The 22321-nt window shown below is 63.8% G+C and carries 23 protein-coding genes and 1 tRNA gene; 14 read left to right on the top strand and 10 right to left on the bottom strand.

Annotated elements, in window-relative coordinates; genetic code table 11:
• Positions 1-32 precede the first annotated feature (32 nt).
• Positions 33-194 (top strand): hypothetical protein, encoded by a 162-nt coding sequence (locus OPC11_RS02850; protein ID WP_007977747.1) that lies wholly within the window; start codon positions 33-35, stop codon positions 192-194.
• Here the strand turns inward: OPC11_RS02850 and OPC11_RS02845 are convergent.
• The 3 genes from OPC11_RS02845 to OPC11_RS02835 form a co-directional block, all read right to left on the bottom strand.
• On the bottom strand, positions 191-1324 hold the full coding sequence (locus OPC11_RS02845) for a DUF63 family protein (protein WP_264780946.1): 1134 nt from the start codon (positions 1322-1324) through the stop codon (positions 191-193). The two genes, OPC11_RS02850 and OPC11_RS02845, sit on opposite strands and share 4 nt — an antisense overlap.
• Positions 1325-1367: 43 nt before the next feature.
• Positions 1368-1835, bottom strand: a complete 468-nt coding sequence (locus OPC11_RS02840; RefSeq protein ID WP_007977744.1) for an Lrp/AsnC family transcriptional regulator — start codon at positions 1833-1835, stop codon at positions 1368-1370.
• 86 nt (positions 1836-1921) lie between these two features.
• On the bottom strand, positions 1922-2728 hold the full coding sequence (locus tag OPC11_RS02835; RefSeq protein WP_264780945.1) for an inositol monophosphatase: 807 nt from the start codon (positions 2726-2728) through the stop codon (positions 1922-1924).
• A gap of 88 nt (positions 2729-2816) precedes the next feature.
• Between OPC11_RS02835 and OPC11_RS02830 the strand changes: the two genes are divergently transcribed.
• Positions 2817-2901 (top strand) — tRNA-Leu (locus OPC11_RS02830).
• A gap of 309 nt (positions 2902-3210) precedes the next feature.
• Entirely contained in the window at positions 3211-4479 is a 1269-nt protein-coding gene (gene hisD, locus OPC11_RS02825) for a histidinol dehydrogenase (protein ID WP_264780944.1), read from the top strand.
• Positions 4480-4502: 23 nt separating this feature from the next.
• Here the strand turns inward: hisD and OPC11_RS02820 are convergent, their stop codons facing one another.
• Entirely contained in the window at positions 4503-5675 is a 1173-nt protein-coding gene (locus OPC11_RS02820; RefSeq protein WP_264780943.1) for an ABC transporter substrate-binding protein, read from the bottom strand.
• Positions 5676-5835: 160 nt separating this feature from the next.
• Between OPC11_RS02820 and OPC11_RS02815 the strand changes: the two genes are divergently transcribed.
• Entirely contained in the window at positions 5836-6876 is a 1041-nt protein-coding gene (locus OPC11_RS02815) for a DUF4352 domain-containing protein (RefSeq protein WP_264780942.1), read from the top strand.
• A 51-nt stretch (positions 6877-6927) separates the two neighbouring features.
• On the opposite strand, the gene OPC11_RS02810 is transcribed toward OPC11_RS02815, so the two are convergent.
• Complete coding sequence (locus tag OPC11_RS02810) at positions 6928-8112, bottom strand: alanine--glyoxylate aminotransferase family protein (protein WP_264780941.1); 1185 nt, start codon at positions 8110-8112, stop codon at positions 6928-6930.
• A 194-nt stretch (positions 8113-8306) separates the two neighbouring features.
• Between OPC11_RS02810 and OPC11_RS02805 the strand changes: the two genes are divergently transcribed.
• The 6 genes from OPC11_RS02805 to OPC11_RS02780 all read left to right on the top strand — a co-directional run bounded on the left by OPC11_RS02805 (position 8307) and on the right by OPC11_RS02780 (position 12398).
• A complete protein-coding gene (locus OPC11_RS02805; RefSeq protein ID WP_232423733.1) occupies positions 8307-8948 on the top strand; it encodes a four-helix bundle copper-binding protein in 642 nt (213 codons plus the stop codon).
• A gap of 171 nt (positions 8949-9119) precedes the next feature.
• Positions 9120-9677: a hypothetical protein gene (locus tag OPC11_RS02800; protein ID WP_264780940.1), complete on the top strand. Its 558-nt coding sequence runs from the start codon at positions 9120-9122 to the stop codon at positions 9675-9677.
• A gap of 116 nt (positions 9678-9793) precedes the next feature.
• Positions 9794-10753 (top strand): metal-dependent hydrolase, encoded by a 960-nt coding sequence (locus OPC11_RS02795; protein WP_026177754.1) that lies wholly within the window; start codon positions 9794-9796, stop codon positions 10751-10753.
• Between the two features lie 87 nt (positions 10754-10840).
• On the top strand, positions 10841-11452 hold the full coding sequence (locus OPC11_RS02790; protein WP_007977732.1) for a hypothetical protein: 612 nt from the start codon (positions 10841-10843) through the stop codon (positions 11450-11452).
• Positions 11449-12096, top strand: a complete 648-nt coding sequence (locus OPC11_RS02785; protein WP_007977730.1) for a hypothetical protein — start codon at positions 11449-11451, stop codon at positions 12094-12096. Before OPC11_RS02790 ends, OPC11_RS02785 begins: the two co-directional genes overlap by 4 nt.
• A 101-nt stretch (positions 12097-12197) precedes the next feature.
• Positions 12198-12398 (top strand): dodecin, encoded by a 201-nt coding sequence (locus OPC11_RS02780; protein WP_007977727.1) that lies wholly within the window; start codon positions 12198-12200, stop codon positions 12396-12398.
• A 66-nt stretch (positions 12399-12464) separates the two neighbouring features.
• Here the strand turns inward: OPC11_RS02780 and OPC11_RS02775 are convergent, their stop codons facing one another.
• The 4 genes from OPC11_RS02775 to OPC11_RS02755 form a co-directional block, all read right to left on the bottom strand.
• Positions 12465-12833 carry an iron-sulfur cluster assembly accessory protein gene (locus tag OPC11_RS02775; protein ID WP_007977725.1) on the bottom strand — a complete coding sequence of 123 codons (369 nt, stop codon included), beginning with the start codon at positions 12831-12833 and terminating at the stop codon, positions 12465-12467.
• An 81-nt stretch (positions 12834-12914) separates the two neighbouring features.
• A complete protein-coding gene (locus OPC11_RS22095; RefSeq protein ID WP_306421001.1) occupies positions 12915-14375 on the bottom strand; it encodes a PHB depolymerase family esterase in 1461 nt (486 codons plus the stop codon).
• Positions 14376-14383: 8 nt separating this feature from the next.
• Complete coding sequence (locus OPC11_RS02760) at positions 14384-15376, bottom strand: PHB depolymerase family esterase (protein ID WP_264780939.1); 993 nt, start codon at positions 15374-15376, stop codon at positions 14384-14386.
• Between the two features lie 80 nt (positions 15377-15456).
• Positions 15457-16680 (bottom strand): glycoside hydrolase family 18 protein, encoded by a 1224-nt coding sequence (locus OPC11_RS02755; protein WP_264780938.1) that lies wholly within the window; start codon positions 16678-16680, stop codon positions 15457-15459.
• 178 nt (positions 16681-16858) lie between these two features.
• Between OPC11_RS02755 and OPC11_RS02750 the strand changes: the two genes are divergently transcribed.
• The 3 genes from OPC11_RS02750 (at position 16859) to OPC11_RS02740 (ending at position 19344) form a co-directional block, all read left to right on the top strand.
• Entirely contained in the window at positions 16859-18451 is a 1593-nt protein-coding gene (locus OPC11_RS02750) for a lipopolysaccharide biosynthesis protein (RefSeq protein WP_264780937.1), read from the top strand.
• Positions 18452-18643: 192 nt separating this feature from the next.
• On the top strand, positions 18644-18919 hold the full coding sequence (locus tag OPC11_RS02745; RefSeq protein WP_264780936.1) for a hypothetical protein: 276 nt from the start codon (positions 18644-18646) through the stop codon (positions 18917-18919).
• Complete coding sequence (locus tag OPC11_RS02740) at positions 18916-19344, top strand: type II toxin-antitoxin system VapC family toxin (protein WP_069450208.1); 429 nt, start codon at positions 18916-18918, stop codon at positions 19342-19344. Before OPC11_RS02745 ends, OPC11_RS02740 begins: the two co-directional genes overlap by 4 nt.
• 718 nt (positions 19345-20062) lie before the next feature.
• On the opposite strand, the gene OPC11_RS02735 is transcribed toward OPC11_RS02740, so the two are convergent.
• Positions 20063-21430: an NAD(P)/FAD-dependent oxidoreductase gene (locus OPC11_RS02735; protein ID WP_264780935.1), complete on the bottom strand. Its 1368-nt coding sequence runs from the start codon at positions 21428-21430 to the stop codon at positions 20063-20065.
• A 108-nt stretch (positions 21431-21538) separates the two neighbouring features.
• Here OPC11_RS02735 and OPC11_RS02730 point away from each other — a divergent pair, with 108 nt between their 5' ends.
• Positions 21539-22318 carry an enoyl-CoA hydratase/isomerase family protein gene (locus tag OPC11_RS02730; protein ID WP_264780934.1) on the top strand — a complete coding sequence of 260 codons (780 nt, stop codon included), beginning with the start codon at positions 21539-21541 and terminating at the stop codon, positions 22316-22318.
• Positions 22319-22321 lie beyond the last annotated feature (3 nt).

Below are 22321 nucleotides of genomic sequence, written 5' to 3'. Positions count from 1 at the left end.
AATATTGCTCACACGGTCAGCGTGGTGACGGTATGACGACCGAGTTCGACCTCTCGTGTGCGACGTGCGGGTCGTCGCTGTCGAAACAAAGCGTCTCCGTGGACCATCTGAACGCACAGCGCGTCGAAGCGGCGGTGTGCCGGAACTGTGGGGACCGGTACTTCCCCGAATCGACGTTGGAACGACTCGACTAAATTCCGAACGTCGCCCGGAGCATGTCGCGGGTTCCCGGCCCGAGTCCGACCGCGACGATGGCGATGAGGAGCAGGATGGCGTAGCGCGGGCTCTCCTCGAATATCTGCTCGTCGAACACCCAGACGACGGCGAGCGCGGCGGCGATTTTGACGAAGAGGAACGGCCACGCCGTCCCGATGACGTCCGTCACCGACGCCGGGAACACGTTCGTCGTGATGTCGATGATGGCCCGGTTGACGGGGTGTTTCGCGCCGTACTGCCCGGCGAGGCCGAGCGCGCCCGCCCAGTCGAGAACCGCGACGTTTGCGACGCCATCCACGGCGTGACCCCAGATGACGACCGCGCCCATGGCGGCCGTTCCGGCGTTGATTTCGGGTGCGTATCGGTTCACCGCCCACCAGACGACGGCGGTGACGAGCGTCGCGCCGCCGAGGACGACGACGAGCATCTGCGGGTAGAACCTGACAGTTTGGGTCGTCATCGCCAGCATCACCAGATAGCCGACCGTCGCGGCGAGGACGACCGTGCCGATTCCGGCGAGCGGATATTCGTAGTCCTCGACCACACCGCGGCGGGCGAGGGCGACGCTCACGACGAGGGCGGCGAGCGTGATGGCGAAGACGGTGAAGTAGATGATGGGGCTGATGATGAGCGTGTTCCACGGGAAGGGAATCGCGCTCTGGCCGACCTGTCCGAGCGCGTCGTTCGCGTCCTCAACGACGCGCAGCGCGCCGCCGAAGAGCATGAACGGGAAGAGCGCGTAAAAGAGGCGTCGCTCCTGTCCGACGTTCAGTCGGCGGAGGAGGTAGACGACGCCCATCAGCGCGACGATGAGCGTGACCGCGTAGCCGACCTCCGAGACGAGGGTGTAGCCGGGTTCCGCGACCGGACCCGGCGCCGTCGCGCACGTCGCCGCGTCGTAGATGTACTTCGTCGTGCCGCCGTCGCGGACGGCACAGGAGGCGTTGTTCGCGTCGGCCAGTACCGGACCCCAGAAGTAGTGCCAAATGAAACCGTCGTACACCTGTTTCGGGAACGCGAGCGCACCGCCGACCAGCGCCACGATGGCGGCGGCGACGGCCCCCATCCACAGGCGCTCGTTGTCGGCTTTCTCGCTTGCTGTGTCCATATCGCACGAACCGAAGCGAGCGGGTTTTAGGGTTCCGGTCTTGTCACTCCTCGAGACCCATTTCGAGGGGGAGTTCCTCGCTCTCGTAGGGGGACCCGAGGACGACCATCGTCTGTGAGCGGGCGAACCCGTCCATCTGGGCGATGTTGTCGAACATCAACTCGCGGAGGCTGTCGGCGTCTTCGGCGTACACCCGGGCCATCACGTCCCACGACCCGGTCGTCAGGTGAACCTCCTGAATCCCGTCGATTCCTTCGAGGCGTTTGAGCGTGTCCTTCTCGCGCCCCTGTTCCACGCGGAGACCGACGAACGCGGAGATGCCGAGCGAGACCTCTTTCGGGTTCACGGTGGCGTGATAGCCGGTGATGACGCCCGCTTCTTCCATGCGATTAACGCGGTCGTGCACCGTCGCGCTGGACATGTCTATCTGTCGCGCGATTTCGCTGAACGGTGTCCGGGCGTTCGCTTGGAGGGCTTTCAGAATGGCACGGTCTGTGTCATCCAGTTTCATATCGCTACGGTGAATCCCCACCGCTAAATAATTGTACACACCACGCTCGGTATACTTGCAATAAATAGATTATAAATTTCGTTCGTTTAATTTCCGTAGTATGGTTCGGCATCGCGGGCCGCCGCGAGCACTTCCTCGTGCGCTTCGCCGTTGGAAGCGACCAATCCGCGACTCTCCGTCGTCCACGGTTCGCCGTGGATGTCCGTCACCGTGCCGCCCGCCTGCCGAACCATGAACGCGCCCGCAACGGTGTCCCACGGGTTCGGAACGATGTTCGTCACGGTGCCGTCCAGCGCGCCGCTGGCGACCATTCCGAGGACGATTTGCGCACAGCCGAACCGACGCATGTCGCCGAATCGTTTCACGATTCCCTCCACCGTCGCGGCGTACTCTTCGCGGCGGTCGAAGTCCCACCAGACGGTCGGGCAGACCGTGAACGTCTCGGGGTCGGTGCGGTCGCTGACCGTGATTCGCTCGCCGTTCAGGTACGCCCCGTCCGCGTCCGCCGTGTACACGTCGTCCAGCGCCGGGCAGACGTTCGCGGCGGCGACGGCTTCCCCGTCCCGCACCGCGGCGACGCTGGTCGTCCACAGCGGAATCCCGCGCACGAAGTTGTTCGTCCCGTCGATGGGGTCGATGACCCACACGTCGCCCTCCGTCGGGACCTCCTTCAGCGCGTCCTCCTCCTCGCCGACGATGGCGTCCTCGGGGAACTCGTTCCGGATAACTTCGATGACGCGGCGCTGGCTGTTGCGGTCGGCTTCCGTCACCACGTCGGTCTTGTTCGATTTCGTCTCGACAGCGAGACCGCTTCGAAAGCCGTCCGCGGCGATTTCGCTCCCCGCTGTCGCGGCGCGCTCCGCCAGTTCGAGGCGGGATTCGACGTTCGTCATGGTTCGAGAGGCGGGGCGACATGGAAAAGGAGTGTCGTTTCTCGATTCGCAACGTTTTAACACCCGCACCATGCAATACAAACTGCGTGCGAGGGTAGCCAAGCCCGGCCAACGGCGGCGGACTCAAGATCCGCTCCTGTAGAGGTCCAAGGGTTCAACTCCCTTCCCTCGCATGTCCGCGCGCAAGCAACGAAGCGCGCGACTGCGAACGAAGGGCGTTGAATGAGGCCAGACGGAACGTCTGGACGTAGTTCAACTCCCTTCCCTCGCACTCACACGAGTGCAGGAAGACCGCACAGAGCGTTCTTCCCTCGCAAACTGCAGGCCTACACAGGCTCTCGCAACACTTCTGACGACGACCGATTCGATAGTGACCACTTCATTGCGGTCGAGGTTTCGCGGAGGTATTCGGAGAAGGGTCCCGACGTCTTTTGCCGTCCGAGAGCGCAACGTGTTTTTCCGCCCGCTTCGAAACCCCGTCCATGAAACCGAAGCCGATAGCCGACCTCGGGCCGGACGAGCGGCGGACGCTGTTCGACCGCGACGCCGGAATCGAGGGCGTGCGGAGCGACGTGCGCGACATCATCGACAAGGTGCGTGAGGAAGGTGACGTTGCGGTCAGGAATTTCTGCCGCGAGTTCGACGGCGTGGAGGTGGGCAACATCGACATCACGGACGACGCCGAGCGCGCCTACGAGGAGATCGACGACGACGTGCGCGACGCCATCGAGGACGCGGCGGCGAACATCCGCGAGTTCCACGAGGCGCAACTGCCCGAGGACTGGCGGGCGGACTTCGACTGGCGCGAACTCGGACGCAGGTTCCGCCCCATCGAGCGCGTCGGGGTGTACGCACCCGGCGGCACCGCGGCCTACCCCTCCAGCGCGCTGATGGGCGTCATCCCGGCGAAGGTGGCCGGTGTGGAGCAGGTGGCCGTCGCCACGCCGCCCGGCGAGCCACAGAACGACATCACGCTGGCCGCGATTCACGCCGCGGGGGCGGACCGCGTGTATCGCGTCGGGGGCGCGCAGGCCATCGCGGCGATGGCCTACGGAACCGAGCAGATAGACCGCGTGCAGAAGGTCGTCGGTCCCGGAAACAAGTGGGTCACGGCGGCGAAAGCGGAGGTGCAGGGCGACGTGGCTATCGACTTCCTCGCCGGACCGAGCGAACTCCTCGTGCTGGCCGACGACTCGGCGGACCCGGCGTTCGTCGCCAGCGACGTGGTGGCACAGGCGGAACACGACGAGAACGCCTCGTCCGTCGCGGTGACGGACGACGCCGACTTCGCCGAACAGGTCGCGGAAGAGGTCGAGAAGCAGGCGGGCGAACGCGAACGCGAGGACGTGATTCGGGCGGCGCTCGACAACGACGCCAGCGGGGTGTTCGTCGCGCGCTCCATGAGCGAGGCGCTCCTCTTCGCCGAGGAGTACGCCGCGGAACACCTGTCGATTCAGGCCGAAAACGACGAGGACCTCCTCTCGCGCATCGACAGCGCAGGAAGCGTCTTCCTCGGACCCTACACGCCCGTCGCGGCGGGCGATTACGCCTCCGGGACGAATCACGTCCTGCCGACGACCGGCGCGGCGAAAATCACGGGCGGCCTATCCGTCGATACCTTCCTCCGCTCGACGACGGTCCAGCGGTTGGACGAGGACGCGCTCGATTCCCTCTCGGAGACCATCACGACGCTCGCGGAATCGGAAGGGTTGGACGCCCACGCGGAGAGCGTCCGCAAGCGATTCGAGTAGTCGATAATCGAATCTGAGGGGTTTCAGAAGTCGCCGTTGACGATATCCACGACGCGCTGGGAGTCGTAGAGCGGCTTTTCGACGCCGTACAGCAGTTTGGCGGTTCGCTGGGTAAGGACGAGATTCGTGATGGGGCCTTGGTACAGGCCACCGGCGCGGTAGACGTCCCCGTTTTTCACGGCGGTGAGTTTGCTGGCCGTGTTGTCGTTTTCGAGGAACTTGATGACCGTGTTCTCGAACTCCTTCCGGGTCTTGTCCTCGTAGCCGCGAAGCAGGAGGACTTCCGGGTCCACTTTCAGCAGCGTTTCGAGGTCGATGGCACCGCGGCTTCCGTGGAAGTCCTTCACGTCCGTTTTCGCCAGCGCGTCGCTGACGCCGAGGTCGTTCAGGTGTTTGAACCCGGTCCCCTTCCCGATGATGTAGGGGTAGAACTTCGTCGGTTGGTCGCCGACGCCCCAGACGACGGCCGCCGACGGGCGCTCGCTTTTCTTCGGAACGACGTCGGTGATGTTGGATTGGAAGTCGGCGTGGAGCTTCTCGAACGCCTCGTAGCGGTCGTGTCGCTTGAACACCTTCGACAGCTTTTCGAAGCCCTCCATGAGGGTGTAGTACCGGTAATCTTCGTGCCACGGATAGTGCTGGGCGTAGATGCAGTTGCCGAACAGCGGCGCGATGTTCTGCTTGATTTCGTCCACGTCCTTCTGTTCCCATCCCTTGAACCGGTTCATCAGGAAGTTGGGGTCCATCACGTGCACGTCGGCGTCGAGTTGGTAGAACAGCTCCTTGTTGACGCCATCTTGATACAGCGACTTGATGTCGCTTTTGTCCACCGAGAGGCCGTCGATGGCGTCGTAGTACTGCGTGTGGTATCGGCTCGCCATCCAGACGGCTTTCGGCGGTTCGAGGCCGAGCGCGATGCCCATGTCCGCCCAGCTGCCGTTGTTGGCGACCCACGTCTTCGGGACGCTCTCGAACTCCACCTCGCCGACCGGCGCCATCGAGACGGAGTACGGTCCGTCCGTCGTGGTCGTCTCCTCTGCCGCGGTCGTGGATTCGCCCTCGCTCCCGGTCGTCGTGTCCGTCGATGGAGATCCGGAGTCGCTGTCGCTGGTACAGCCAGCGAGGAGACCGCCTCCCAGAACCGCTCCAGTTCCTTTGATAACCGTGCGCCGCGTGCGTCCTTCGTTCCGATCCATGGTTTTAGGCTCGCCTAAACCATTATAGTCGTTTCGAAATTTAGGCAGGCCTAAATGCAGAGGAGGTCGCATCCGGGAGTCCGACGGGCGCTCGTGTCGCTTCGGAACGTGTCGTCTCGATAGCGCGTCCTTTTAACGGGCGAGACGCGGGTTCACTCTCATGGAGAAACGAAGTCTCGTCGGACGACGCTCGTTCATCGCGTCGAGCGCGATGGCGGCGCTCGCCGGCTGTGCTAGCGAAGGACGCGACAAAACGGATACGACCACTTCGTCGCGCGACGGGACCGACCGGTCGAAGACGGGGGCGTCCACGGGTGCCGAAATGGGGTCGGAAGACGGAACGGAGGAACCCGGAAAGACGACGACCGTTCCGGTCGGTACGGTCGTGAAGGACGACTCCCTTGCGATGGTCGTCCGCGGGGTGAAACGGGAGGAGAAACGGAGCGAGTTCCGCGAGGCACGGAACGGTCACACGTTCGCCGTCGTCCGGATGGCGGTCAAAAATACGAGCGGCACGTACGTGGGTCTCGACGACTTCCTCCACGCGACCCTCGAGAGCGGGTCGGGCGAGAGTTACGACCCCTCGTTCAGTTCCCCCCGACATCCGATGAAGACCGGCGTCCTCGCGCCCGGTGAAGTCGTCCGTGGCGATGTCGTCTTCGAAGTGCCGAAAAGCGCGGCGAGGTTGTCGCTTCGCTTCGACTTCGAGGCGTTCAGTCGCTTCGAGTTCGAACGAATCACCGTCTCACTCGCGGAAACGGCGGACTCGGTCGCAGATCTGAAACAGTCGCTCGGCGACGCCGTGCTGTCGCAGGGAACGGAAGCGTCACGCGACGGCGTTTCCGTCGTCGTTCACAGCGTCCGAACGACGAAGAAACTGGACGAGTTCATCGAGGCCGACGACGGGTACGAGTTCGTGGTCCCGGACATCGAAATAACGAACGACGGGGACGAACGACTGTTCGTCTCGACGCTCCTCCAGATGCGCGCGAAGACGGGAACCGGCCTCGCGTACACGGCCGACATCAGCGCGAGTTCGGCGCTGAAACGTCCGGTCAACGAGAATTCCGACATCGAAGCCGGGGCTTCTCATCGCGGCGAACTCGCCTATCAGGTCGAGACGGGGACGGCACCGCTCCGGTGGGTGTTCAATTTCCTCGACGCCGAGACCGCGTACAAGGCGTTGTGGAACCTTCGCTAAGCGGCGGCTGGTCGTTCCGACCGGCCGCGATACAAAGCGGTTTCGTCGGGCCTACCGTCCGAGCGCTTCGCTGGTCGCCGCCAGTCCGGCCTCCACGTCCACGTCCGCACCGTGTTCCCGGAGCGCGTCGCCGAGCGCGCTCACGAGATACGAGACGGTTTCGGGGCGGGCGGAGTAGCCCATACAGCCGATGCGGAAGATTTCGCCGTCCAAATCGCCCAGTCCGGTGGCGATTTCGAGGTCGTACTGGTCGAGCAGATAGCTCGTGATGTCGGTATCCGTGACGCCCTCGGGGACGCGAACGGCGTTGAGGCTGGGGAGCCAGTACTCCTCGGGCGCGTTCATTTCGAGTCCCATCGCCTCGACACCCGCCTTGAGCGCGCCCGCGATTTCGCGGTGGCGCTCCCAGCGCGCTTCGATGCCCTCTTCGCTGACGAGGCGAAGCGCCTCGCGGAGCGCGTAGACGTTCGTGATGGGTGCCGTGTGGTGATACGCCCGGTCGTCGCCCCAGTAGCCTTCGAGGAGGGAGAGGTCGAGGTACCACGAACGCGGGGCTTCCTCGCGGGAGAGCACCTTCTCCATCGCGCGGTCGTTGAGCGTCAGCGGACTCGCACCCGGCGGACAGGAAAGACACTTCTGCGGCCCGGAGTAGGCCACGTCGATGTCCCATTCGTCCACCTTCAACTCGACGCCGCCGAGCGACGTGACCGAATCGGCGATGACGTACGCGTCGTGGCCGTGAGCGATGCTCGTCAGTTCGGAAACGTCGGGTTGAACCACCCCGGTGCTCGTCTCCGCGTGGACGAAGCCGAAGATATCGGGTTGGTATTCCTCGAACGCCAGCTGCACGTCGGCGGGGTCGAGGGGTTCGCCCCACGGCGCATCGACGTGGACGACCTCCCCGCCCGCTCGCTCCGCCATCGACTCCATCCGACCGCCGAAGTAGCCGTTAGTCGGAACCAACATCGTGTCGCCGGGTTCCACCAGATTGCCGATAGCGGCCTCCATGGAGGCGGAACCGGTCCCCGACACGGGAATGGTCCATTGATTCTCCGTTCTGAAGGTGTATCGAAGGAGGTCCTGAACCTCGTTCATGATGTCGATGAACGACGGGTCTAAATGGCCGACCAACGGCGTGCTCATCGCCCGGAGCACGCGCGGGTGCACTTCGCTCGGGCCGGGACCCATCAGCGTTCTGTCTGGCGGTGTCAACTCGCCTACCGTGGGGTTCTCCATGTCGCCCCGTAGCACTCGGGGTGACAAAAATCCCGCCTTCGCGGCATCCCGTACCCAACGACCCGTTGATTCGCGCAACGGGGCGTTTCTCGCAACAAATACTTCTCGAACGGTCGAAACGGTCGCCTCTGTTTATTCGGTCTATCGCTGTATGCGGGGATAGCCCAGTTCGTTGCTGGGTGGAGGAATACATAATGACACAACAGGGACCCATGGAGCACTCGCAAGCGGGAATCAGTGGCGGTCGGTACGGACAATCACAGGAGTACGGACGAATGGGCGCCCGCCAGCGGGGCGGGATTCCACCGCAACGCGGCCAGCAGACTGCCCCACAGGAGTATGGCCAACAGGGAATCTCCCAGCAGGGAGTCGGCCAGCAGATGGGGCAGGGAACGAGCACGAGCGGCGGCCAGCAAATGACACAACCTGGCGGCCAGTTCGACGATCAGTTGCCCGGCGAGATGCGCGTCGCACTCGAAGACTTCGAGAAGGCCGCGAAAGTCTGTGATTGGTGTGCCGACCAGTGTATCGACGAGGGACCGCAGATGGCCGAGTGTATTCGGCTCTGTCGGGACGTTGCCGACCTCGGAACGCTGAACACGAAGCTCATCGCCCGCGATTCCGTCTTCGGACCGGAACTCGCGGAAGTGTTCGCGACCGCGGCCGAGGAGTGTGCGAGTGAGTGTATGCGACACCAGAACGCACACTGTCAAGAGTGTGCGTCCGTTCTTTCCCGAGCCGTCGATTCTACCTACCGATTGCTCGACAAACTCCAGACGACGGAGGGGGGAGTCTCGACCCAGCAGGGGATTCCCACGCAGCAATCGCAGTTCTAACTCGCACTTCTCGGTCGTCGCAAGGGTGTGTTCCCGAGCCGAAACGGACCATACCCGGCACCAATTCCACCTTTCTCGAACGGTCGGGCGTGGTCGCCTTCGAACGGTCGGTCCGGTTTATCCCGACGACGAGTGAAGGGCAATTGCTCCGACGGGGAGCGAGGAACGACCATGACACAACGGTATCGACGACCACGAGAGGAATCGTTCGAACGGGGACCGCGACCGTCCGGTGGGCCCCACGTCCGACGGCAGCGACCGCCACGGTCGCACGGGACGATGGGCCAGCAACCGCGAACCCGACAGGGGACGAGTCAACGGTCCGAACGCCGCCGAATGGGAGGGGAAGTCGGTCCGAAGTCGGAGTTCGAGGACCTCCTCACGAGCGAAGTCCAGATGGTCCTCCACGACTTCCAGAAGCTCGAAACGACCGCCGAATGGTGTGCCAACGAGTGCATCGAGCGCGGATCGGAGTTGGCGACGTGCGCGCGGACCTGTCGAGATATCGCCGACATCGCGCACCTCGGCGTCCAACTGCTGTCGCGGAACCCGTACCGACGCACCGACGTGGGGGACGCGATTCTGAACGCCTTCCTCGACGCGCGTGATGAGCTGCAACGGTATCGTTATCCTCCCGTGATGGACACCGTTCAGGCCCTCGACCGGGCGGTAGAGTCCCTCTCGAAGGCTATCGAAACCGTCCAACGACGAGGCGCGGGAACCCAGTGAGGAGACGCTCGCCGTCCGGAAGGGCCGGTGAGCCGCGATTTCATGATATAGGTTAACATCAGCCATTATCGGAGTCGGGAAGAAGCTTATGAGGACTGAACGCGAAGTTGCGTTCGATGATGGTCGGCCACGCGCTGCTCGCCTTCGGGCTCGCGGCGCTCGTCGCCCAGCGATTTTGGTCCACGGAGCGCGCGCTGGCGTTCGGGGTCGTCGCGGGCGTCTTCGCTACGGTTCCGGACGTCGATATGACCTACGCGGTCATCGGCCTCGCACAGGCGGGGTTCGGCGGCGTCTGGGAGATGACCGCCGCGTTCTGGGGTAGTTCACACCTCGTCCATCGCGCCGTGACTCACTCGCTCGTCGTCGCCGCTATCGCCGGTCCCGCGTTCGTCCTGGCGACGCGGAACTGGTGGCAGAAGTCGCTTTCCGCGGGCCTGCTTTCGGCGCTCGTCTGGGTTTCCTTCGTAACGAGCGGCTTCCTCGGCGCGGGCGTCATGCTCGTCTTCGTCGTCGTCGGGACGGTCGCCGCGCTCGTCGCCGACTCGCGCACCGACCTCGGTCCGGGTGCGTTGTTGCTCGCCGTCGTCTTCGGACTCGCGTCCCATCCCTTCGGCGACGTGTTCACGGGGGCGCCGCCGCAGTTTTTCTATCCGCTCGACGTGACGTTGCTTCACTCCCGAATCACGTTGCTCCCGGACCCGACGCTGAACCTGCTCGCCATCTTCGGGTTGGAACTGGTGCTTGCGTGGTTCGCCGTTTCGGTGTACTTCCACCTTCGCGTCGGAGACGTTCGGAAGCAGTTGCGCGAACACGTCCATCCCCGCGCCGCGTTGGGTGCCGGGTACGCGCTTGCCGCGCTGGTGATTCCCGCACCGACGCTCTCGGTGTCCTACCAGTTCGTGTTCTCGGTGCTCGCGGTCGGTGCCGTCGGCGTCGGCCCGCAACTCCACCCCGAACGACCGTTTCCACCTGTGCGCTTCCGCCCCGTGCGCACCCCCGCCGCGTGGTTGTGTACCGGCATGGCCGCGGTGACGCTCGGGGTCGTCGCGTACGCCGGAATGTATCTCTTCGCTTAATCGCTGTTCACCTGACTGTCGCGTTCCGCAACCAGTGAGCCCTTCGTGACCTATCCATTCTTACGGCCCCCGACCGTACCCCCTCGCATGGCACAGCGGGTCAGTCAGTTGGACGCGCTCGTCGAGGACAAGCGAGTCAACGCCGGACTGGCGTGGCTACTCGTCGGATTCCTGCTCATCGTCGCGGCCGGAAGCCTGTTGCAGGACGACCTGTTGTGGGCGCTGTTCGCCGGGGCCGTCGCGGCGCTCGCGCTCGTCCCACCCGTGTCGTACCGGAACACAGAGGCGATGCTTCCGTGGGAGGTGCTCGTGCTCGCCGCCCTCCCCGTCCTCGGGCGGGAACTCGCAACCCTCGCGCTCACGACGCGAGTCGCGACCTATCTGTCGGTGGCCGCGCTGGCGCTCATCGTCGCCGTCGAGTTGCACGTCTTCACGCCCGTTCGGATGACACACTGGTTCGCCGTCCTCTTCGTCGTCATCGCCACGATAGCGACGGCGGGCGTCTGGGCGGTCGTTCAGTGGCTTTCGGACGTGTACCTCGGAACCCAGTTCCTCGGCAGCGAGTACCGACTGATGTGGGATTTCGTCTACGCGACGGTCGTCGGCGCGTTCGCCGGAATCGTTTTCGAGCTGTACTTCCGACGGGTCATCCCGGCGGAGGAGCGCTTGCCCATCGACGTTCAGGAGCAGCTCCGATGAGAATCCGCGAACGACTCGGCATCTCCGAGCACAGCCAACGGCAGTTGACCCGACTGATGGAGTTGAGCCTCATCGGCATCTTCTTCGTCGGGATGGACCGAGGGAACCTCGGAATCATGATAAATAGCGCGCTGGCGTTCGCCATCACGCTCGTCCCCGCCGTACTCAAACGCGACTACCAGATTCCGATGGACGCGGGACTGACGCTGTGGATTACCACCGCCGTCTTCCTGCACGCGGTCGGTACCCTCGGACCCTACCAGAACGTCTGGTGGTGGGACCACGTGACCCACATGCTCTCCGCGTCCCTCGTCGCCGGAGTCGGATATGCGACCGTTCGCGCGCTCGACGCATACAATCCCGACGTGTACCTCCCGCCCCGCTTCATGTTCGTCTTCATCCTCATGTTCGTCGTCGCGTTCGGCGTCATCTGGGAAGTGACCGAGTTCGCGGTGAGCGGTTTGGGAAGCATCCTCGGCGGGAGGGCCGTCCTCACCCAGTACGGTCTTGAAGACACGATGCTCGACCTGCTGTTCGACACCGCGGGCGGCCTCATCACGGCGGTGTGGGGAACCGCGTATCTCACCGACGTCACCGGTGCGCTCGCCGACCGACTCGACACCCGGATGCAAGGCTCGGAGTAGACCGGTCGAAATCGTCGCGTCGACGACCGCGCGCACCTACCGAAACCGCCCCGCAACGGCCGATGCGATTTTTACCGGTGACGGGGTATCACAGAGACGTCATGGTGTTCAAGAAGATCACCCTCATCGGAACGAGCGACGAGAGTTTCGACGCGGCCACCGAAAACGCAATCGACCGAGCGGAGGAAACCATCGATAACGTCAAATGGGTCGAAGTGGACACCCTCGGCGTCGAAGTCGCCTCGGTCGAAGGACGCGAATATCAGGCCGAAGTAACCGTCGCGTTCGAACTCGAAGAGTAACGGGAAGCGAAAAGAAGCGAGACCGCCGGAAAACGGACGAAAAACGGATTTTCTTTCTTCCTCGAATCAGGTTCGGAAGCTCTCTCCACAGCCACATTCCGACACCACGTTGGGGTTCTCGACGTGGAAGCCCGCACCCTGCAGGCCGGTCTCGTAATCAACGACGCTTCCCTCGATGTAGTTCATGCTCGCCGGGTCCACGAACACGCGCAAGCCGTAGTGTGTGAAAATCGTGTCGTCGGATTCCGGTTCGTCGTCGAATCGCATGCCGTACGAAAGTCCCGCACAGCCGCCCTGCTGAACGAACAGGCGGAGACCGGCGACCGAACTGTCGAGTCCTTCGCTGTCCAACAGGGATAGCGCTTGCTCGGCCGCGTCCTCCGTCACCTCGATTTGCGGGCCGTCCTTCCCGTTCGGTGCGGCATCAGTACTCATGCGTATCGGTTGTCGTCCGAGCCTCATTAACGTTGGCCTGCCCGAAAAAGACGGGGGGTTGTCCGAACGCCCGGAACCGCGTCAACACGAACTGACGGTCTCGTAGTACCCCTCCGAGGTCTCCTTCAGCGTGCTGGTGTAGGCCGGGAAGCCGAGGTAGTCGTCGGAGCCGACGGCGTAGTAGGCACCCGTCGAGGTGTCCTGATACGCCCTGCCTGCGTCCCCGTGCTCGTAGTTGTACGCCGTGCCACAGTACCCGGAGAAGCCGGACCCGACCGTGACGGTCACCGAGTCGGTCGCCGTGGCTCCGTCGTCGTCGGTGACGGTTACCGTGACCGTATACTCGCCCGACGACCCGTAACTGTGGGTTACCGTCGCGCCGCTCGCGCTCGCGCCGTCTCCGAAGGCCCAATCGTAGCTCGCGATCGAGCCGTCCGAATCGCTCGACTGGCTCGCGTCGAACGTGACCGTCTCGCCGACGGCTGGCGAACTCGGGGTCGCACCGGCGGCGGCGGTCGGTGCGGTGTTTCCGTCACCACCGCCGCCACCGTCGCCACCGCCGTCGCGCGGATGGTCCGCGAAGAAGTTCCAGATGATTTGGCTGGCGTCCGGACCGCCGGGAGCGGTGTACGAACCGCCCTGTGCGCCGCCCGACCACGCGTGGCCCATGCTATCGACCGTCCACTTTTCGACGACGGTGTTCCCGTTTTCGTCGTGGTACTCCGAAACGGTGTAGCTCAGGCTCTCGGCCTGCCCGTCGCGCGTGGCGTCGGCGGTGTAGTCGATGCCGTCGTCGTCCGCCCCGTCGGCGGCGAGGTCGTTGGTCTGGGTGGCCTGCTCCGCGGCCTGCTCTCCGTTCTCGGGGTAGACGGTGTAGTCGCTGGTGCCGTGGAAGACGATGGTCGGAATCGTGTCGGTGACGCCGTTCGATTCCATGGCCTGATACGCCGCGGTCCCCTGCTGCTGTGGGTCCGGGCCGCCCTGCGTCATGGCGGTCGTTCCGCCGGTCACGCTGTCGGCGGCGTCGTACTCCAACCCGGAGTGGACCGCACCCGCGGCGTACACGTCGGGATAGGCGGCGAGCAAGTTGGGAACCATGCCCGCTCCGGCGGAGAACCCGGCGAGGAAGACCCTGCTCTCGTCCACCGCGTTCGTCGCCATCACGTCCCGTGCCATCCCGGTGATGAGTGCGGCTTCGCCGTTGCCCCGCGTCGTGTTCGCGTCCTCGAACCAGTTCCAACACTCGTTGGCGTTCGCGCTCGTCGTCTGGTCTGGGTAGATGGCGATGAACGTCTCGCTTTCGGCCACCTCGTTCATCTTCGTCTCGTCCTTGAACTGGTCGGGACTCTGGGTACAGCCGTGGAGCATGACGACGAGCGGAATCGCCGACCCGTCCGCGCCAGTCGGGACGTACTTCGTGTAGGTCCGCCCGCTGTACGTTTCCGACGTGTACGACCCCGCGGCCGCGCTGCTCGCACCCGAGAGCAGCGCACCCGCGCCGACCGTCGCGCCGACGGATTTCAGAAGCGTGCGTCGTTTCATCGTCACGCTCACTCACCCCTCGTGTATCCCGAGACGAAATCCCAGATGATCTGGCTGGCGTCCGGACCGCCGGGGGCGGTGAACTCGCCGCCCGAAACGCCGCCGGACCACGCGTGGTCCATCCCGTCCACGGTCCAGTGCTCGACGAGCGAGTTTCCGTTTTCGTCGTGGTACTCCGAGACGGTGTAGTCCAAACTCGGTCCCTGCCCGCTGTACGTGCGGTCGGCGGTCGTGTCCACGTCGTCGTCGTTCGATCCGTCCGAGGCGAGGTCGTTGGTCTGAATCGCCTGTATCGTGGCTTGCTCGCCGTTTATCGGATAGACGGTGGTGTCGGCCGTGCCGTGGAAGACGATGGTCGGCAGTTCGCTCGTGATGCCGTAGGACTCCATCGCGTCGTAGGCGTCGATTCCCTTCTCGTAGGGGTCCGGCCCGCCGTACGTCATGGCCGTCGTTCCACCCGTCGCGGTGTCGGCGGCGTCGTACTCCAACCCGGAGTGGACTCCGCCCGCCGCGTACACGTCGGCGTACTCCGCGAGCAGGTTCGGGACCATCGCGGCACCCGCCGAAAGCCCGGCGACGTAGACGCGCTCGGGGTCACAGCCCTCGGCGTCGATGGTCGTTTGGGTCATTCCGGCGATGACGGCCGCTTCGCCGTAGTCCCGCATCGTGTTCGCGTCGTAAAACCAGTTCCAGCACTCGGCCGCGTTCCGCGCGTTGTACTGGTCGGGGTAGATGACGACGAACCCCTCGCGGTCCGCCACGTCGTTCATCCGCGTCTCCTCGCGGAACTGGTCCGCGTTCTGTGAACAGCCGTGGAGCATCACCACGAGCGGGGGGTTCGACCCCGCGGAGTCCGGGACGTACTTCCAGTAATCGAAGCCGTCGTAGTAGTGATTCGTGTAGCTACCCGCCGCCGCAGCGGTCCCCGCGCTTCCCAGTACGCCCGCCGTCGCAACCGTTCCACCCACGGAACGCAGGAGCGTTCGCCTGTCAAGTTTCATGCTATGACGTGACGTACCAATGTCTTCGAACAAAATCTAACGACGGGTTAATATGTAAATATATTCTGCTGGGGCGGAAATTATGGCCGGTGCGAGCAGCCGAGTACGGCGTGAATCGAACTGATGAGTGTGTTGCTGGGGTCGTGGGAGAGTTCCCAACACATCATCCCGCCGAAGTCGTTGTCTCGGACGTACCGCGACTTCTCCATGACCGAGTGTCTGTCGTCGTAGGTGACGAAGACGTCGTCCGCTCCGGAGTACAACCACGGGACGCGCGCCTCGTGATGCCAGTGGTACTGGTAGTGCGGTTCGGTCTTGAGCCGTCGGATGTCGTCGTACGATTTGGTGTCCGCGCCGTCGAACGGTTGAAAGAGGCCCCGGTTCTCGTTCTCGACGTTTTCGAAGGCGAAGCCGTAAAACGGCGTGCCGAGGACGAGCTTGTCCCGCGAAATCGGCTGGTCGGCCCAGTACCGCATCGCATTGTCCACCGTCAGGAGCTGTTGCCAGTACGTCGGGTCCTCGTAGGGGGCGTACAGCGGCGCGTTGAAGTTCGTCGCGGAACTCCAACTCCCGTAGAAGTTGTAGTTCATCACGTTGACGAAATCCAGATAGTCCGCGATTTTCTCCACTTCCAGCGGGTCGATGTTCGACGGAATCGGTGCCGCCGCCATGCTGAGTTCGTAGTACCGGCCGTCCGCCGCCCCCGCTTCGTCCAGTTTGCTACGCAGTTCCTCCAACAGCAACGTGAAGTTCTCCGGGTCGTCCTCGCGGACCGACCCGTCCGGGTACTCCCAGTCGATGTCGATGCCGTCGAAGTTGTACCGTCGGAGCTGTTCGACGGCGGTTCGCGCGAACCGCTCGCGGGCGTCGGCGCTCGCGGCGACGGCGGACATGTTGCTCCCGAAGTCCGCGATGGAGAGCATGAACGACGTGTGCTGTCGTTCGTGGGTTATCGCCTCGAACTCCGCGAGTACTTCGGGGGCCGAGTCCCCTGTGACGGCGAGTTTGACCTCGCCGTTCGCCTCCGTTTCGAGGAAGGCGTAGTTCAGGTGGGTCAGTTTGTGGTACGGCACGTCGTGGGGCGTATAGTCGCCCGCCCACGAGGGGTAGTAGCCGACGATTCGCTTGTCGGGTCGCCGTCCGTGATGGTGATGCTGGTCATCCCCTCGGCTCTGATGGCGATGTCCGCGGTGGTCCCGCTCGCTCGCTTCGGCCGTGTTTCCGAGCAACGCCATCGTCGTCAGTGCGCCCGCGCCTCGAAGGTATCGTCGCCGTCCCACGCTGCTATTTTGGAGTCTCATCATCGTAGCAATAATTAGTACAATAGATAAATACATACTCTAGTTTTGTAATTCGAGCGTATTACTGTCGGAACGAATCTCGCCACACCGTCGGTACCCCCACGGATTTTAGCCACGGAACCGGACCACACGAACCTCACGGTCGCGGCCATCGGCGGGGAGAATCAGGCGACTTATCGGCGTGCAACGAGCAGACAGTGACGCGACGATGGTCTCCGAGACATCCAACGACGGGATTCCCGAAGACGAGCGCGAGGCGCTGTTGACCATCGGTCACGGTGCGGTCGTTACTTCCGGCGGACAGTCCCTCCAGCAGGTGCTGAAGGCGGCGACCGAGTACGCGCTCGCACAGGGACTCGGCCCGGTCGTCTACGGCGTCTACGCCTTCGCGTGGCGAATCACCCAGTTGCTGTTTCGACTCGTGAACTTCGGGTCGGTTCAGACGCTCCAACGGTACCTTTCCGCCTACAGTGGCGATTCGGACCGGCAGGGCCGAGTGGTTGGACTGGCGTACCTGACGACGCTCGTCGTCGGCCTCGGACTCGCCGGTGGGATGATTTTCGGCAGCGAGTGGCTCAACAGCGCGACGGTCTCGCATCCCGACTTCCCGCCGACGATACGGCTGTTCGCGGCCCTAATCGTCCTCGTCGGACTGGTCAGGGTTCACGCCGGAGTCCTCAGAGCGGTGCGGTCGGCCCAAGGAGAGGTGTTGTTCAATCGCGTGCTCCGCCCGGCCGTTACGCTGGCGGGTGCCGTGGGTGCGATGGCACTGGGATACTCGGTGGTCGGCGTCGCCGGCTCGTTCGTCGTCGGGATGGCCGGACTCGTGCTCGTAGGGTTCCCGATTGTCGTCTCGACGACCGGTATCCGGCCTCGCTTGGGCGGCGTCCGTTCGGAGGCCCGGCGGTTCTACAACCACTCGGGCCCCATCGCGCTGAGCAGCCTCGGCAAGGTGTTCCAGAACCGCGTGGACGTGATGCTCGTGGGCTTCCTGCTGACCGCGAGCGCGGCGGGGGTCTACAACGTCGTGCTCGTTTTGGTGGCGCTGGCGTGGATTCCGCTCCTCTCGTTCAACATGCTCCTGCCGCCGGTCGCGTCGGGACTGTACGCCGACGACGAGATGGAGACGCTCAACGCGGTGTACACGGCGGTGACGCGGCTCATCGTCACCTGCGTCGTCCCGATTCTCGCCGTGCTGGTCGTCTACGGTCGGACGATTCTGTCCGCTTTCGGCCCGAACTTCACGGCGGGTTACGTTCCGCTCGTGGTCTATCTCGGCGGCGTCTTGGTCGGCAGCGCCGTCGGTGCGACGGGTTGGCTGCTCATGATGACCGACCACCAGTACGCCCGGATGGCGCTGGACTGGCTGCTGGCCGTGCTGAACACGCTGCTCACGTTCGCGTTCATCCGAGCGTTCGGCCTGCCCGGAGCGGCACTCGGCACGGCCGTCGCCATTGCCGTCCAGAACTCCATCCAAGTCGTCCTCCTCCGGCACTTCGAGGGATTGTGGCCCTTCGACGCGACGTTTCTCAAACCCCTCGGGGCTGGCACCGCGACGATAGGTGTCATGGTTCTCGTCCGCGAGACGCTCACCGGGGTCGATGCGGTCGCAGTCGGCCTCGCGCTGGGCGCTGTGACGTACGTCGGCACCCTCGTTTCGCTCGGCGTCAACGACCGCGACCGCCTCGTGGTGACGACGCTGGCCGCCCGATACCGCCGCGGTATAACCGCGACCATCGACGAACGTCGCTCCGAACGGTCCGGAGACGGGTAGGACGTTCTGGCAGGCGTCTTCGCGGTCGCTCGGACGAAGCGCGCCGTCGATACACTGAGACGTATCTTCTACGACGGTAGAATGTACGCCCGGAACGCTACCGCCCGAGTTTCTACTAGTAAAACGGAAGCGACCAATCTGGTCGATATTTCGGTAGTAAACGTTATCCAGTAGAAGATTCTACCCACGATTATGGCAACGTCGGTGAAGATGGACGACGACACTAAATCTCGTCTCGAACGATTACAGGCCGAAATTCGGCTGAAAACTGGGCGCAAAGTGACCCAGCAGGAGATATTAGCACGACTCGTCGAGAACGCCATCGAATCGAAAACAGATCTCGTAGATTCGTTCCGGGAAAAACGTGTTCCCATCTCACAAACCGAGCGAGAGACGTTTCACGGGGGAATGGTTTCGTCCGGCACCACCACATCCGAAGAAGACATCGACGACGTACTGTACGGATGAGCGTCTTCGTGGACACCGGTGTCCTCTTTGCGCACCACGATACGGACGCAGAGCGCCACGAGCAAGCAGTTGCCGCGTTCGACGAGCTGCTGGACGGTACGTATGGGCAGCCGTACACGAGCGACTACGTACTGGACGAGACGGTGACACTCACACGCGTTCGAACGGACTCGTTCGAGGCCGCGGACACCGTTGCCAGTCGGATTCTCGGCGAGGATCCGTTCCCAAACGTTTTGGAACTGCTCCATGTCGAACCTGACGACGTCAGTGCCTCACTAGAGACGTTTCGCCGATATAGCGACCAAAACCTCAGTTTCACGGACGCGACCATCATCTATCTGTGCGAGTCTCGCGGTATCGATGCAGTGTTGAGTTTTGACGACGACTTCGACGGCCTCATTGAGCGAATCGCACCAAGCCGCTGAGTAGGGACTACCAGAATGTGAGGATATACGTCCGGTACCGGACGAGTTTCGATTAGTAGGCTCGGTAGAAGTAGAGTCGGCAAGCGTTCGGCGACCGAGAGGTCCGAAGGACCCGTCGGTCGCCGATTCGCTCGCGCGAACGGACGTGAGTGAGAGGCCGACGAGCGACCGATGCGAGGCGCGAAGCGGCTTGGTAGGCGAACGGTAGTGTGCCGTGAGCTAAGGGAGCGAGAAGTGCTTTTGGTCGAGCTTTTGCAAGCGAGCGTAGCGAGCGCTGTAAAAGGTCGATGTACGCCCGGAACACTAACATCCAGCCTCATTCCGTGGCGGCGTGCCGAGTCGGCTGGCAAACCCTCGTGCCGGGCGGGCGAGTAAATCGCCGACTTGTGACGGCCGAACCGTCGAAGCGGGTCGCGTCAGTAACCGCAACCGACTTCGGAGCCAGTGGTCCCTGACTCGGGGCGGTGATTTTGGAGTTCACCAACTCGTACTGTCGCACACCCGGGTTCTCCGCGCGGTCATCGCTCCCGAAGTGGGATTACTCCGGCGGGGACTAAGGTGTGCACGAAAACGTAGACGGACGCCGGATAAGGGCCTTCCGGGTTCGCGGGGAGAGAACACGAGGGCGAAGAAACGAGACGAACGATACGAAACGGGACGAGAAGAGCCGAAACGAGAGGGGAGACAAAACGAACGAGAAGCGTCGAAACGGGAGAAATCAGTAGACGTAATCGGATTCGGCGACCTGCACGTAGCCCTTCCGGTAGCCGAACTTCGCCTTCTTGTAGCGCGCGACGAGTTTCGCGCCGCGGACGCCGGAGGAGAAACTCGACTTGTTCAGGCCCTTGCCGTCCTCGCCGAGGAGGTTATCGACCATGGCGAAGGTCTTGTCCCAGTCGTCCGGGCCGTACTCCGCAACGATGTCGGCGAACGCGATGTTGCGGAGGAGTTCGTCGCCGATTGCGGCCTTCCACTCGTCGTTGTACGATTCGATGTCGTCGGTCGCGGCGAGTTTCCCGGCGATTTTGCCCGACCGAATCGCGACGTGGTAGCCCCCCTCGTGGAACGCGCTGGTCGTCCCCATCGCGCCGCCAGCGACCGCGATGCCCGCTTCGACGGGCGAGTCGATGGGTCGCGTCGAGGAGATGGGGTACGTCTCGGTACCCTTCGATTTGCCCCGGTCCTCCACGAGCGGGAAGTCCGTCTCGATGTCGTACTCGTCGCCGTACTCGCGTTCGAGGAGGCGGCGGATGTACTCCCCGGCGCGGGGGATGCCGTCGTCGTCCGACCGGAGGAGGGCGTAGGAGTCGGGGTCCTCCACGTCGTCCAACGTCATTCCGATGGGCATCGTGAGGCCGACGCGGGCCACCGTGCCGTCGTTCGGGAAGACCCACGGGTAGGCCGTCTCGCCGGGGATGATGCCCCACCAGAACTTGAGCGAGGATTTCTCGAAGACCTCCTCGGGGAACTCGCGGTACTCCTGATACGCGATGTGGTTCGCCGTCGGCGGGCTGAGGAAGTCGCTGACCGAACTGCCCTCGGGCATGAACTGGTCGAGCGTGCCGAGCGTGACGCGGCGCTGTGGCCCGTCGGCGAGCACGAGGTATTTCGCCTCGATGTCCTCGCCGTCGGCGAGGTGGAGGGTGTGGCGGTACTCGGCGTCGAGGTCGGTTTCGGCGCGCCTGACGCCGACGCCGACGCGGTACTCCGTCCCCGCGTCCTCGACGCGCTCTCGGAACCAGTCGTCCATCCGCGCGCGGTTGAAAGTAAAGCCCATCTCGGGGTACGACGAGTCGATGCCGGTGCCGCGGAGGGTCGCGGCCTCGTTCGGGCCGAGGAAGTCCACCGCATCGAGTTCCTGGAGGACGACGTGGTCCGGGATGTCCCGATAGTCCTCGTCCATGATGTCCACCCAGTAGTCGAGCATTCCGGCGGCGTCGGTCGAATCCGGGCCGAGGAACTCTCGGTCTTCGCGTGGGACGCCCTGTTCGAGGACGACGGCGCTCGCGCCGTGTGTCCCGGCCTGTTCTCCGGCCGCCATCCCCGCGGGGCCCCCGCCCACGATAGCAACGTCGAATCGCTCCATGTTCCTACGCTACTCAAGGAGGGATACTAAATTCTTAACCTTCTGATGTGGGAATCGTTTTCCGAACCGTCGCGGTATCGTTTTCACGATTCCGCTCGGATAAATCGTATGGCAGAGTTCGACCACCTGACCCTCGAACGGACCGACGACGTGGCGCGCGTGACGATGCACCGGCCGGAGACGCACAACGCGATGAACCCCGCGATGGCGTCCGAACTGCGCACGGTCACGGCCGACCTGTACGAGGACGATTCGCGGTGTATCGTCCTCACCGGGTCCGACGGCGCGTTCAATACGGGCGCGGACCTGTCCGTGCTCTCGGGCGACGCGAGCGACGGCAGAACGCTCAGGAGCATCGCCTCCTCGCTTCACCGCGCCATCGAAAACCTCTCGCGCGCACCGAAACCCGTCATCACCGGCATCAACGGCGTCGCGGCGGGCGGCGGGTTCGGCCTCGCGCTGGCGGGCGACATCGTTCTGCTCGCCGAGGACGCGCGGTTGGAGTTTGCCTACCCGCGCGTCGGATTGACGGGCGACGCCGGTTCGACGTTCCTCCTCCCGAAACTCGTCGGCTTGCGCCGGGCGAAGGAGATTGCGCTGCTGGACGAGACGATTTCACCCGAACGGGCGGTCGAGATGGGACTCGCCACGGAAGTCGCCTCGGAGTTCGACGACCGATTGGCCGAACTCGCCGCGGAACTCGCGGACGGCCCGACCCGCGCCTACGGAGCGACGAAGCGCCTGTTCAACCGGAGCGCAGGGCGCGACCTCTCGGCCCAGATGGCCGCCGAAACCGACACCATCGCGCGGATGACCGCGACCGACGACTACCGGCGCGGACTGGACGCGTTCTTCGGCGACGAGGAACCCTCGTTCGAAGGAGAGTAGACC

Source organism: Haladaptatus sp. T7, assembly GCF_026008575.1.
Lineage (GTDB): Archaea > Halobacteriota > Halobacteria > Halobacteriales > Haladaptataceae > Haladaptatus > Haladaptatus paucihalophilus.
This window is presented reverse-complemented; position numbering and strand designations above follow the sequence as displayed.